The sequence below is a fragment of the Enterobacter sp. 296B2 genome, assembly GCF_034106185.1.
GTDB lineage: Bacteria > Pseudomonadota > Gammaproteobacteria > Enterobacterales > Enterobacteriaceae > Enterobacter > Enterobacter cloacae_N.
Genome location: NZ_JAWNCA010000009.1, coordinates 62,269 through 75,078, shown reverse-complemented (window position 1 = coordinate 75,078; position 12,810 = coordinate 62,269). Strand labels below are relative to the sequence as shown.

Genomic DNA, 12,810 nt, shown 5'->3' with positions numbered 1-12,810 from the left:
CAATTAAATAGAAAAACCCGATTTGCTTTTTGAATGAATTTGGCTAATGACGGTAATAAAAAAAGCGCCCATTGGGCGCTTTTTATCAAAACTAATTCGTTCCTGAATTATTACAGCACGTGAACGGAGGCCGTATTGGTCGTTCCGCTTGGTACCAGCGCACCAGAAACCATCACAACAACGTCGCCTTTCTGCGCCAGACCGCTTTCCAGAGCCAGTGCTTTACCCTGAATGTAGAAATCATCAGTAGAGGCGATCTCTTTGACCAGGTGCGCAACCACGCCTTTGCTCAGCACCAGCTGACGTGCGGTGGTTTCGTTGGTGGTCAGGGCCAGGATGGTGGCATCCGGGAAGTATTTACGTACTGCGCGCGCAGATTTACCGCCCTGGGTCGCTACCACAATCAGTGGCGCTTCCAGTTTCTCAGCGGTTTCTACTGCACCGCGGCATACTGCTTCGGTGATGCGCAGCTTGCGGCTGTCGTTGTTGAAGTCCAGACGGCTTGTCATCACGCGGTCAGTACGTTCGCAGATGGTTGCCATGATGCCGACCGCTTCCAGAGGGTATTTCCCTTTCGCGGATTCACCGGACAGCATCACTGCATCGGTACCGTCGAGGATGGCGTTCGCCACGTCACCAGCTTCAGCGCGGGTAGGGCGTGGGTTTTTGATCATGGAGTCCAGCATCTGCGTTGCGGTGATAACCACTTTACGCGCGCGAACACACTTCTCGATCATCATCTTCTGCGCGAAGATCACTTCTTCAACCGGGATTTCAACGCCCAGGTCGCCACGTGCAACCATGATGCCGTCAGATGCTTCAAGGATTTCGTCGAAGTTGTTCAGGCCTTCCTGGTTTTCGATCTTGGAGATGATCTGGATCTTCTCGCCGCCGTGCGCTTTCAGGTGCTCACGAATTTCAACCACGTCGGAACGCTTACGGATGAAGGACGCCGCAACGAAGTCAACGCCTTGTTCGCAGCCGAAGATCAGGTCCTGTTTGTCTTTCTCAGCCAGTGCCGGCAGTGCGATGGAAACGCCCGGCAGGTTAACGCCTTTGTTTTCGCCCAGGTCGCCGTTGTTCAGCACTTTACAGATAACCTTGTTGCCTTCGATAGCGGTCACTTCCATACCGATCAAACCATCGTCGACCAGCACGGTGTTACCCACGGAGAGATCGCTGGTGAAGCCTTCATAGGTTACCGCAACGATTTCGCTGTTACCGACAACGGATTTATCGGTAGTGAAGGTGAAGGTCTGGCCCGCTTTCAGAGAAACGTCGTTACCGCCTTCCAGTTTGATGGTACGGATTTCCGGACCTTTAGTATCCAGCAGAATAGCGGCTTTTTTGCCAGTCTTGCTCATCACGTTGCGCAAGTTCTGGATACGCTGACCGTGCTCAGCATAGTCACCGTGGGAGAAGTTCAGACGCATCACGTTCATGCCGGCGTCCAGCATTTTGCTCAGCATCTCTTCGGATTCGGTTTTCGGGCCGATAGTACAAACAATTTTCGTCTTTTTCATGACAGTCTTAGTCTTTAAGTTGGGAAGGATATGGAAATCTCGCTCCGGGGGCGCACCGCCGCGGAGTCAAACCTGTGTTGCAAAAGAGTATATGACACGCACTAAGGATAGGAGACATCAAATGAGCGTGCAGAAGAAAGTGTGCCTGAGTGTCAGCCCAACGAAGGAGAGGAGAAGTTGTACGTTGTTTTTTGTATTCCAAGCGCTGAAACCATTCACCAGGGATTTGGCGCGCATTATACGCTGATTTTAAGATAAAAGGAAAATGGATACGGCGTTTCAGAATTAATCAATGCCGTTTCACATAATATTGTTATCAAGGCGTTAAGCCATGATGACAACTTTTGGCGGCAGGCGTTTGACCTGCCGCATTTTGCTTATTTTTGCAGCGCCTGACTGAGGTCGGCAATCAGGTCTTTCGGATCTTCAATGCCCACCGACAGTCGAATCAGCTGCGGCACAATGCCGTTTGCCAGGCGTTGTTCCAGCGGAATCGAGGCGTGCGTCATGCTGTAGGGCTGGCTCACCAGGCTCTCTACGCCGCCCAGGCTTTCCGCGAGGGTGAACAACTTCAGGTTGCGAATCACCTCTGTGGCGCGTTGCGCATCGCCTTTTACCACGACGGAAATCATCCCGCCTGGCAGGGCCATCTGCGTGCGCGCAAGCTGATATTGTGGATGCGATTCCAGCCCGGGATAGAACACCTTTTCAACCAGAGGATGCTGCGCCAGCCATTGCGCAATCGCCAGCGCGTTGCTGCTGTGCTTTTCTACCCTCAGCGCAAGCGTGCGAATTCCGCGCAGGGTCAGGAAGCTGCTAAAGGGATCCAGGACGCCACCGACCGCATTTTGCAGGTAGCCAAGCCGGTCCGCCAGCGCCGGGTTATCACCCACCACCGCCAGCCCGGCCACCACGTCCGAATGGCCGTTAAGGTACTTGGTGGCGGAGTGCACCACGATATCGAAACCCGACGCCAGAGGGCGGTGGATCGCCGGCGACGCGAAGGTGTTATCCGCCACGCTGATGACGTTATGGCGCCGCGCGATAGCGGCAATGGCCGCCAGGTCCGCCAGCTTCAGCAGCGGGTTGGTCGGCGTTTCCACCCACACCATGCGCGTGTCCGGGCGAATGGCGGCCTCAAGCCCCGCTAAATCGTCAGGCTTAACCCAGCTGACCTGCAGGCCGGTGCTGCGCTTGCGCACGTTTTCAATCAGGCGGTACGTCCCGCCGTAAACGTCGTCAATGGCGACGATATGGCTGTCTTTGTCCAGCAGTTCGAGCACCGTGGAGATGGCTGCGAGACCGGAAGCAAAGGCGTAACCGCGCGTGCCGCCTTCCAGTTCAGCGATAGCGGTTTCCAGCGCGTGGCGGGTAGGGTTGCCGCTGCGGGAATACTCATAGCCGGTATGCTCGCCGGGTGACGGTTGCGCAAACGTCGAGGTGGCGTAAATCGGCGGCATGACGGCGCCGTGCTGGTCGTTGAACGCGCCGCTGTGGACGCTCAGGGTTGCCAGGTTTTTCATCGTTTATTCCTTTATTGCTGTAGACGATTGCGCCACGCGGTCAGAACGTCGCTGCGCGTAATCAGGCCGAGAAAACGGTCATTGTCGTTAATCACGGCCACCAGACCGCGGTCGAAGATGGCGTGCAGGGCGCTCTCCGGGGCGCGTTTGTCGAGGAATTCCACCTGACGCGTCATGGCTGCCGTCACCGGAAGGGCAAAGCGGTCGCCGTCACCGCCGATATGCCGCAGCAGATCCCACTCGTCGATAATGCCCACCACCTTGCCGTCCTCAAGGACCGGCAGCTGGGAGATGTCATACAGGCGCATGCGTGCCAGTACGGTGGAAAGCGTGTCGTCCGGAGTGGCGGTGACGGTGGCGCCTTCATCGTGTCGCAGGGCGATGTAGTCGGAGAGATCGCCGGCCTGAGGGCGCGTGATGAGCCCTTGCTGACGCATCCAGTCATCGTTGAACATCTTCGAGAGGTACTTATTGCCGCTGTCACAGGCGAAGGTCACCACGCGTTTCGGCGCGGTTTGTGCCTGGCAGTATTTCAGCGCGGCCGCCAGCAGCGTGCCGCTGGAGGAGCCCGCCAGAATGCCTTCCGTTTTCAGCAGATCGCGCGCAGTGGTGAAGGCTTCGCGGTCGGTGATGCGCCAGGCGCGATTCACCCCTTCGATGTGAGCCAGCGGCGGAATAAAGTCCTCGCCAATGCCCTCAACCAGCCAGGAGCCCGCGTCGTGGTAGCGTCCGGTTTCCACCTGGTCGGCGAGAATCGATCCGGCGGGGTCTGCCAGGACAAACTCCGTGTGAGGAGAGTGCTCGGCAAACCACGCCTGCAGGCCGCCGAGCGTCCCGCCTGAGCCGACGCCCACCACGATGGCGTCGATCCTGCCGTCAAGCTGCTCAAACAGCTCCGGTGCCGTGGTGGTGCGGTGCGCCAGCGGGTTGGCTTCGTTATTAAACTGGTCGATGTAAAACGCGCCGGGCAGCTCGTTAGCCAGACGCCGGGCGTAATCCTGGTAATAGGCGGGGTGGCCCTTGTTGACGTCGGAGCGGGTCAGCACCACCTGGGCACCCAGCGCGCGCAGGTGGAAAATCTTCTCGCGGCTCATTTTGTCCGGCACCACCAGGATCAGCGAGTAGCCTTTCTGGGCGGCGATCAGGGCCAGGCCCAGACCGGTATTCCCCGCCGTTGCTTCAATAATCGTGCCGCCCGGCTGCAGCTGACCGGTGCGCTCCGCTTCGTTAATCATCGACAGCGCAACGCGATCCTTGATAGAGCCGCCCGGGTTCTGGTTTTCCAGCTTCAGGAACAGCGAGCAGGGACCGGTATCAAGCTTATGCAATTGGATAAGCGGGGTACGACCAATCAGTTCAGTGACGGAGTGATAAATCGTCATGATGTTTTCCTTTCTGGATGTCATGACGGGATGATAGGGCGGTGAAATTTTCGCAATAAAGAACCATTCACTGCCGTTTAGAACGGAATGGAATATAAATGCCGTTTTTGGATGGCAGGACAGCAAGACGTAAAGTTGTCCGGAAGTGAGGATGGCTATATCCGCATAAAATGCTGCGAAAATGACCGTTTTTTTAGCCAGTCAGCCAGCGGATATGCGTCTGGCAGATAATCATTGCTGAAATTGGTCTAAATGCTTTCGACCCCCTAAATCCGCTGTTTATTACCTCAGGTTATAACACATGCTTTTTTGTTCATTTAAAAGCTGATAACGCCTGTTTACTATCTTTTGGACATCCATACTGCTAAACCGCCAAGGGCGGGTCGGATAACGAATAAGAATGATCGTACTCAGGAATATTTCGAAGGTTTTCGACAACGGAAAGGTCGCGCTGACTGCCGTTGATAACGTCAATTTGACGATAGAGCAGGGACAGATTTACGGCATTATCGGCTACAGCGGCGCCGGGAAAAGCACGCTGATTCGTCTGCTGAACGGTCTGGAAAAACCCAGCGCCGGAAGCGTCACAATTAACGGGCAGGATATCTCTGCGGCAAAAGGTGAAGCGCTGCGTCAGGCGCGTCTGAAAATCAGCATGGTGTTCCAGCACTTCAACCTGCTGTGGTCGCGCACGGTGAGCGAGAACATCGCTTTCTCGATGCAAATCGCCGGTGTGCCAAAAGCCCGGATTAAGGCGCGCGTGGCCGAGCTGGTGGATCTGGTTGGCCTGAAGGGGCGTGAGCATGCGTATCCGTCGCAGCTGAGCGGCGGGCAAAAGCAGCGCGTGGGTATTGCGCGTGCTTTGGCTAACAACCCTGACGTGCTGCTCTGCGATGAAGCCACGTCCGCGCTCGACCCGCAGACCACCGATCAGATCCTCGATCTGCTGCTGGACATTAACCGTCGCTTCAAACTCACCATCGTGCTGATTACGCACGAGATGCACGTGGTGCGCAAAATCTGCGACCGCGTGGCGGTGATGGAGAACGGTAAAGTCGTGGAGGAGGGCGACGTGCTGAGCGTCTTTACCCATCCGCAGCAGCCGATTACGCAGCAGTTTGTCCGCCAGGTGAGCCAGTACGCTGAGGAAGAAACCTTCAATACCGAACTGGCAAACGATCTGGAAGGCACGGTCATCAGGCTGACCTTTACCGGGCACAGCACCCATAAGCCGATCGTGGGTGAACTGACCCTGCGCTACGGCCTGCCGTTTAACATCCTGCACGGGAAAATGACCCAAACCGCCCACGGCGTGTTTGGCCAGCTCTGGGTGCACGTGGTGGCATCCGACGAACAACTGAACAATATCCTCGCCGACCTGCAGCACAGCGATATTGAAGGCGAGGTGATTAAACATGGCTGAGAATCTCTTTCCGCATCTCAAGTGGGATCAACTCTGGGCGGCAACGCTGGAGACGCTTTACATGACCGCGCTTTCCGGCGTAGCGACTTTTGTGCTGGGCATCGTGCTGGGCCTGGCGCTGTTTTTAACCGCGCGCGGCGGGCTGTTCCACAACCGCACGGTTTACAGCGTGATTTCGATTGTGGTGAACGTGTTCCGCTCTATTCCGTTCATCATTTTGATTGTCCTGCTGATCCCTTTCACCAAGACCATCGTCGGCACCATTCTTGGCGCCAACGCGGCGCTGCCAGCGCTGATTGTGGGCGCCGCACCGTTCTACGCACGCCTGGTGGAGATCGCCCTGCGTGAAGTGGATAAAGGCGTTATAGAAGCAACGCGCTCGATGGGCGCACGACTGAGCACGTTAGTGTTTCGGGTTTTACTGCCGGAATCATCACCTGCACTGGTTTCAGGTATTACGGTGACGCTGATTGCGCTGGTGAGCTACAGCGCGATGGCGGGGGTGATTGGCGCCGGCGGTTTGGGAAATCTGGCTTATCTGGAAGGATTCCAGCGCAACCATGGTGACGTCACGCTGGTGGCAACGGTGACCATTTTAATCATCGTTTTCATTATCCAGTTCTGCGGCGATGTCATTACATCACTGTTAGATAAACGCTAATACCCGTCATATTTCGAGCCTCAGGCGCGTTGGCTGCATTCGTTCACCCCAGTCACTTACTGTATGTAAGCTCCTGGGGATTCGCTCACTTGCCGCCTTCCTGTGACTCGAACTATTTAGGGTAACAACAACACACAGGAACCACATCATGAAAAAGACACTGACGCTGATTGCCGCCGCAACCCTGAGCGCCCTGAGCTTCGCCTCCTGGGCCGACACTCTGACCGTGGGCGCGTCCAACACGCCGCACGCCGAAATTCTGGAGCAGGCCAAGCCAATTCTGGCGAAGCAGGGTATCGACCTGGAGATCAAACCGTTCCAGGACTACATTCTGCCCAATACCGCGCTGGCGGGACATGACATTGACGCCAACTATTTCCAGCATATTCCTTACCTGAACAGCGTGCTGAAAGATCACGCGGGCGATAAAGACTATGACTTTGTCAGTGCGGGCGCGATCCACATTGAGCCCATCGGCATCTACTCCAAAAAATACAAATCGCTGAAGGACCTGCCGGAAGGCGGCAAGATCATCATGCGTGATGCGGTTTCCGAAGAAGGCCGTATTCTCTCCATCTTCGAAAAAGAGGGCGTGATCAAGCTGAAGCCGGGCATCGATAAAGTGACCGCGCGCATCAGCGATATCGTCGAGAACCCGAAAAAGCTGAAGTTCACGCCAAACGTTGAAGCCTCTCTGCTGCCGCAGATGTACAACAACGACGAAGGCGACGCGGTGGTGATTAACGCCAACTACGCGATTGACGCCGGTCTGGACCCGGTTCATGACCCGATTGCGGTCGAGAGTGGTGAAAACAACCCGTACGCCAACATCATTACCGTGCATCGCGGCGACGAGAAGAAGAAAGACATTGTCGCGCTGGTGAACGTGCTGCACTCCAAAGAGATTCAGGACTGGATCCGCACCAAATACAAAGGCGCGGTCATTCCCGTAAACAACTAATTACCTGATTTTCAAGATGAAGCCCGGCGAGTATCTCGCCGGGCTTCTTTTTTGTATCCGGCAGGAGAATCATTTAAGCTCAACGTTTAACAGGCAATGGAGTGATGACGATGGGTAACGTGACCAAAGATGAAGCGCTGTACCAGGAGATGTGCCGGGTGGTCGGGAAGGTGGTGCTTGAGATGCGTGATTTAGGGCAGGAGCCAAAGCATATTGTCATTGCCGGAGTCCTGCGAACCGCGCTGGCGAACCAGCGCGTTAAACGCAGTGAGTTGACGACCGAAGCGATGGAAACGGTGGTTAAAGCGCTGGCCGGGTAAGGCGCCAGCGTTTCGCAAGCTGCTCGAGCGCGCAGCAGAGCAGGTAGTAGACCACGCCCGTAAAGATAAAAATGGCCGCCGGGTAGATTTGCACCCGGTTGTTGACCTGGCCCGCTACGGTGGTCAGTTCCGGGACGTTCACGATAAACGCCAGCGACGTATCCTTCAGCAGGCTGATAAATATCCCCACCAGAGACGGCAGAATATTGCGCATCACCTGCGGGAGCAGCACGCGCCACAGGGTTTGCCGCGTGCTGAACCCCTGGGTCAGTGCCGCTTCATATTGCCCGGCGGGCAACGCGTTTAGCCCGGCGAGAACCGAATGCATGACCGATGCCGCCGTGAACCAGGCCAGCGCCAGCGTGACGGTAAGCGCCCCTGGCAGATCGCCGCCGGTCATCAGCGGCAGCAGATACCACATCCAGAAAATCACAAAGATGAGCGGAATACCGCGTATCAACTCTGCCCATAAAAACAGCGCCTTACGCCCAGGTCCGGGATAGCGCCACGCGGCGCACGCCAGCGCAATACCGCAGGGCAAAGCAAGTATGGCGGCACCCGCGGCCATCAGCAGCGAGAGCAACACGCCTCCGGGCTCACCTGCAGCGGCACGTCCCCACAGCAGATAATCCAGGTTATCAGCAATCACGTTAAATCCGGCAATCATGCTGAGCCCTCCCTGCGCGGGGGCCGAGTCGCGTCAGTAGCATACCCATCACAACGCCGGTAAGCAGATACAGTGCGGTTCCCACGGTAAAGGCCTCCAGCGCGTGCGCGTTGTAGCTTTCGATCTGTCGGACCTGACAGGTGAGTTCGGCAAAGCCAATTCCGCTGGCGAGGGAGGAGAGCTTCATCAGGTTGAGATACTGACCGACGACAGGCTGCCAGGCGTTCGCCAGTCCTTGCGGCAGCAGAATGTAGCGAAATAACCGCCAGGCAGAAAACCCCTGCGCCAGCGCCGCTTCCCGCTGTCCGCCGGGGACGGAACGCAGCCCGGACTCAATCTCCTCAATTAAAAATGCTGAGGTGAACACGCCCAGCCCCCAGGCAGAACATAAAAATTCAGGGGTGAACCACCAGACGTCACCGGGCAGAATCGACCAGGCGTGATCGGCATTCACGACGTCCCTAAGCCCGAGCGGCAGGCCGTTCCAGGCGGCGAAGTACCAGAACAGGAGCTGCACCAGCAGCGGCGTGTTGCGAAACAGCGAGACCCAGCCGCTGACGACGGCATGACCAAACCGTCCTGCGGAGAGGCGAAGAAGCAGAAACAACAGCGCTAGCAGGGTGGCAAGCGCCAGTCCCGCAAGCGTGACCCAAAGCGTGGTGAGAAAACCGGATAAAATCCACTGCAGGGGCTGCCCGGTCAGCACGCCCTGCCAGTCGAACGCGTGCATTACAGCGGCTCCAGGTGAAGTGGGTCGAGCACTTTTTGCAGGAACCGCCGCGCGCGCGGATGTGACGGCTGGCTGAAAAACTGTGCCGGCGGAGCGGTTTCCAGAATTTGCCCGCCGTCGATAAAGACGATCCGGTCAGCAATCTCCCGGGCAAACTGCATCTCGTGCGTCACCACAATCATGGTGATCCCGCTGTGGGCGAGGGCCTTCATCACGTACAGCACTTCGCCAATCATCTCCGGATCCAGCGCGGAGGTGGGCTCATCGAACAAAATGATTTGCGGCGACGAGGCCAACGCGCGAGCAATCGCCACGCGCTGCTGCTGGCCGCCGGAGAGCTGCGCGGGAAAGTGGTGGGCTTTTTCAAGCATGCCGACTTTTTCCAGCAGTGTCAGGGCGCGCGCCTGGGCAGGCTGCGGCTTCCAGCCGTGCACGTGCTCCAGTGCCAGGGTAATGTTCTGGCTGGCGGTGAGGTGGGCGTAAAGATTGAACTGCTGGAAAACAAAACCGACGCGGCTGCGTAACTGGCGCAGGGCCGCTGCGGCAAGTCGGGCGGTGGGTTTGTTATCAATCAGAATGTCACCTTCACTGAGGGTCTCAAGCTGGTTGATAAGACGGATCAACGTCGATTTCCCTGAGCCGGATGGACCGAGGATTGCCACCACTTCACCCGGAGAGATGCTGAGGTTAATGCCTTTTAATACCTCGTGGTCGCCGTAACGTTTAACGACGTCACGAAACTCGACGCTGGCGTGTTCCAGATGTGAAAAATCCGCGGCGCCGGCCGCGGAGTGTGAAAATAAACCTGAGAGCATATTACTGAGCTTCTATTTTAAAGGCGCGAGGCTGTGGAGCGGGCGTGTTTGGGCCAAACCAGACATCGTAGATTTTTGCCGCCTGACCGTTCTTCTCAAGATTAACCAGCTCGTCGTTGACGGCCTTCAGCAGCTCAGCTTCGCCTTTTTTCACCCCAACGCCAATCTCTTCCTTGCTGAGCAGATCGGGGAGGATTTTAAAGTTCGCTTTATCCGGGGCCTGTGCCAGCAGGCCTGCAAGAATAGTGCTATCCTGGGTGATGGCCTGCACGTTGCCGTTGCGCAGTGCCGTCAGCGCCAGAGGAATATCATCATAAGAAAGCACGCGAGACTGCGGGAAACGCTGGTGCAGCGCCTGCTCACCCGTTGTCCCTTTCACTGCACCAATGCGCGCCCGGCTATAGTCATCAAGCTTGTCCGATGATTTAGCCGGAACCAGGAACTGTTGTCCGGTCACGAAATAGGGGGTGGAGAAATCAATCACCTGCGCGCGTTCAGGGGTGATGGTGATATCCGCCACAATCAGATCCGCTTTACCGGACTGCAGCAGCGGAATACGGTTAGCCGGATTGGTGGCAACCAGCTCAAGCTTCACGCCGAGCGATTTTGCCAGCGCTTTAGCGAAGTCCACGTCATAACCCACGATCTCGTGCGTTTTGGCATCAATAGAGCCAAACGGCGGATTGGCGTCAAACGTGGCCACTTTCACCACCCCAGCGGCCTTAATGTCCGCCAGCCGATCGGCCTGTACCTGCGCTGAAAGCAGGCTCCCGGCTGCCAGTAATCCCAGAACCAGTGTCCGTTTGGTAAACCCTTTCATGTTTGCTGCCATAGTCATTCGCCATCCCGTTGTTTTTGTTTTACCCCGCTACGCTCCCATAAGCGAAAGCTATCGCCAAATAAGAAATCGTTCTTTGCTATGAGAAAAAAAGCATTAGTGAACAGGGCGTTATGAACAGGTAAATAAAAGGGAAGGCTATTTGCAGATACTGCACATGAACAGTCGATATTGGTATTTCCCCCGCGCCAAATTTGAGTGTTTAACTTAGATCAGGCGAAGCAAGAGGAGTAAAGACGATGAAAAAATGGATCAGCACGTTACGGCGGTTTTTTGCGACCCGACCCGCGAATGCGGAGAACAGCGCGCAGCGTGTTCTTGAGTCGATACTGCCTGTTGCCAGCCTGTATGGCGTGGACGTTGCCAACATCGACCCGGAGTGGTTCCATGATAAAACGTCACGCTGAACTGCGCCGCACGCGAGAAATGTACTGGAATGAGCTGTGCATGCTGCATGTAAAGCAGGGATGAACGGAAAAATACGCGGGCAAATCCTCGGTAAACCATAGCCGTTTTGTTACCAATATCTCCTTTCTCAGAAGGAGATGATAATGAAACGGACAGTATTAACCCCGGCACTTTCTGCCACCGCACTACTGATTGCCATGCAGGCGGCACACGCTGCGCCACAGGCGCATGTCGTCTGCGGTTACTCCCACACGCTCGGCGACGATGCCATTATGATGTACGGCATGCCCAACGAGGCCATGCTGCACGATTTTTTTGGCAACGCGCAAACGGATGCCTTCTCCAGCCGTGAATCGCTGCGTAAAGATGAAAAGACCACCTGCGATAACAAAGCAGACAGCTCGGCCTACTGGGCACCCTCTCTGAGATTGCCTGACGGAACGGTGGTTAAACCTGCCTATCAAAAAACCTATTATCAGGCATCGAACGTGGACGCCTGGCCGCTGCACCCATTCCCGGCGGGGTTGTCGCTGCTGGCGGGCGATCATCACGGCACCGCGCCGAATCCACATATCACCTTCCTGTGCGCTAACGGCAATGGCTACACCACCAAAACGGGTGAGGTCTGCGGCTTACGCAAGGCGAACGATGCCGTGCAGTTTAATATCGGCATTCAGTTTCCGAACTGTTGGGACGGGGTGAACCTGAAGCCCGCCCACGGTCTGATCAACGCCACCTACGACACCAAAGGGCAGTGCCCGTCCGATTTCCCGGTGAAAATTCCCACCGTGAACATGAACATTGCGTACGTGCTCCCGACAATTAGCTCGCTCGATACCAGCAAAGCGCAGCTTTCCCTCGACCCCATCATGCACGGCGACGAGCGTGAAGAGCGATGGGGAAGCCTGTATACGGCGCATGCTGACTTTATGAACGGCTGGACGGAAGACGCCGCGCGCTTTATGACCGACCTGTGCATGAATCGCGGGCTGGATTGTGGTACTACCGTTCCGTATGGTTATTCAAAAGCGAAGGCCAACGTCTGGCTCAGCAGCCTGGAGCCAGCGCTTTCCCAGCCCGATCCCCAGGCCCTGCTGGTGCAGGATAACTGGCAGAACGGCGGACGCACAAGAAACAGCGAAACGCTGTCGCTGGTGAAGTTCCATATTCCGCCGCTGCCTGCCGGACAGGATCCTGCGCAGTTTAAATACCGCGTGCGGATTTATGGCAGGAAAGTGGAAACCAACGGCGCGGATCAAATCTTCTTCTATCCGGCAAGCAACGACTGGGATCCGGCCAGCGTGAGCTGGCAGTCGCGGCCAGCCTGTAACTACCGTTCGGATGCGGTGCTTTACCTTAACCACTCCCGCGAATACCGGATGGTGGACGTGGATAAAGCGGTGCGCAAGGCGCTGGCAGAAGGGAAAACCGAGATTTCGTGGTACATCGGCGGCGATCGTCAGGGCAATCACTACCAGTTTGAGACGGCAGCATCCCCACAAAGCCTGATCCTCATGCTGACCGGCTTTAGCAAAACGCCGGAGATCTGATCGCGCCGC

Annotated in this window: 13 protein-coding genes; 6 read left to right on the top strand and 7 right to left on the bottom strand. The window is 56.4% G+C overall.

The features are described from left to right. Nucleotides 1–110 precede the first annotated feature (110 nt). The 3 genes from pykF to URZ40_RS09155 all read right to left on the bottom strand — a co-directional run bounded on the left by pykF (nucleotide 111) and on the right by URZ40_RS09155 (nucleotide 4,428). On the bottom strand, nucleotides 111–1,523 hold the full coding sequence (pykF, locus tag URZ40_RS09165; RefSeq protein ID WP_045284943.1) for a pyruvate kinase PykF: 1,413 nt from the start codon (nucleotides 1,521–1,523) through the stop codon (nucleotides 111–113). Nucleotides 1,524–1,900: 377 nt separating this feature from the next. Beyond that, the gene (locus URZ40_RS09160; RefSeq protein WP_163329000.1) at nucleotides 1,901–3,046 is read right to left on the bottom strand and encodes a PLP-dependent aspartate aminotransferase family protein; all 1,146 of its coding nucleotides are present in this window, start codon (nucleotides 3,044–3,046) and stop codon (nucleotides 1,901–1,903) included. A gap of 11 nt (nucleotides 3,047–3,057) precedes the next feature. Continuing rightward, nucleotides 3,058–4,428 (bottom strand): cystathionine beta-synthase, encoded by a 1,371-nt coding sequence (locus tag URZ40_RS09155; protein WP_320720398.1) that lies wholly within the window; start codon nucleotides 4,426–4,428, stop codon nucleotides 3,058–3,060. A gap of 400 nt (nucleotides 4,429–4,828) precedes the next feature. Between URZ40_RS09155 and URZ40_RS09150 the strand changes: the two genes are divergently transcribed. The 4 genes from URZ40_RS09150 to fumD all read left to right on the top strand — a co-directional run bounded on the left by URZ40_RS09150 (nucleotide 4,829) and on the right by fumD (nucleotide 7,793). Next, nucleotides 4,829–5,851, top strand: a complete 1,023-nt coding sequence (locus URZ40_RS09150) for an ATP-binding cassette domain-containing protein (RefSeq protein ID WP_316378968.1) — start codon at nucleotides 4,829–4,831, stop codon at nucleotides 5,849–5,851. Continuing rightward, nucleotides 5,844–6,512: a methionine ABC transporter permease gene (locus URZ40_RS09145; protein ID WP_028017271.1), complete on the top strand. Its 669-nt coding sequence runs from the start codon at nucleotides 5,844–5,846 to the stop codon at nucleotides 6,510–6,512. The genes URZ40_RS09150 and URZ40_RS09145 overlap by 8 nt, the downstream gene beginning before the upstream one ends. 148 nt (nucleotides 6,513–6,660) lie before the next feature. Further along, nucleotides 6,661–7,473 (top strand): MetQ/NlpA family ABC transporter substrate-binding protein, encoded by an 813-nt coding sequence (locus URZ40_RS09140; protein WP_028012875.1) that lies wholly within the window; start codon nucleotides 6,661–6,663, stop codon nucleotides 7,471–7,473. Nucleotides 7,474–7,583: 110 nt separating this feature from the next. Further along, the gene (fumD, locus tag URZ40_RS09135; RefSeq protein ID WP_008500615.1) at nucleotides 7,584–7,793 is read left to right on the top strand and encodes a fumarate hydratase FumD; all 210 of its coding nucleotides are present in this window, start codon (nucleotides 7,584–7,586) and stop codon (nucleotides 7,791–7,793) included. Here fumD and URZ40_RS09130 read toward each other — a convergent pair. Genes URZ40_RS09130 through URZ40_RS09115 form a run of 4 tightly spaced genes read right to left on the bottom strand, consistent with a single transcriptional unit; the run spans nucleotide 7,774 to nucleotide 10,837 of the window. After that, the gene (locus URZ40_RS09130) at nucleotides 7,774–8,460 is read right to left on the bottom strand and encodes an amino acid ABC transporter permease (RefSeq protein WP_320720395.1); all 687 of its coding nucleotides are present in this window, start codon (nucleotides 8,458–8,460) and stop codon (nucleotides 7,774–7,776) included. The two genes, fumD and URZ40_RS09130, sit on opposite strands and share 20 nt — an antisense overlap. Continuing rightward, nucleotides 8,444–9,190, bottom strand: a complete 747-nt coding sequence (locus tag URZ40_RS09125) for an amino acid ABC transporter permease (protein WP_116340425.1) — start codon at nucleotides 9,188–9,190, stop codon at nucleotides 8,444–8,446. Before URZ40_RS09125 ends, URZ40_RS09130 begins: the two co-directional genes overlap by 17 nt. Beyond that, nucleotides 9,190–10,005, bottom strand: coding sequence for an amino acid ABC transporter ATP-binding protein (locus tag URZ40_RS09120; RefSeq protein ID WP_320720392.1), 816 nt, complete (start codon nucleotides 10,003–10,005; stop codon nucleotides 9,190–9,192). Before URZ40_RS09120 ends, URZ40_RS09125 begins: the two co-directional genes overlap by 1 nt. A 1-nt stretch (nucleotide 10,006) precedes the next feature. Beyond that, nucleotides 10,007–10,837, bottom strand: a complete 831-nt coding sequence (locus URZ40_RS09115; RefSeq protein ID WP_320720444.1) for an ABC transporter substrate-binding protein — start codon at nucleotides 10,835–10,837, stop codon at nucleotides 10,007–10,009. 245 nt (nucleotides 10,838–11,082) lie between these two features. On the opposite strand from URZ40_RS09115, the gene URZ40_RS09110 reads away from it, so the two are divergent. Both URZ40_RS09110 and URZ40_RS09105 read left to right on the top strand, forming a co-directional pair. Continuing rightward, the gene (locus tag URZ40_RS09110; RefSeq protein WP_013096943.1) at nucleotides 11,083–11,250 is read left to right on the top strand and encodes a hypothetical protein; all 168 of its coding nucleotides are present in this window, start codon (nucleotides 11,083–11,085) and stop codon (nucleotides 11,248–11,250) included. A 144-nt stretch (nucleotides 11,251–11,394) separates the two neighbouring features. After that, entirely contained in the window at nucleotides 11,395–12,801 is a 1,407-nt protein-coding gene (locus URZ40_RS09105) for a DUF1996 domain-containing protein (protein ID WP_320720391.1), read from the top strand. The last annotated feature ends 9 nt before the right edge of the window (nucleotides 12,802–12,810 follow it).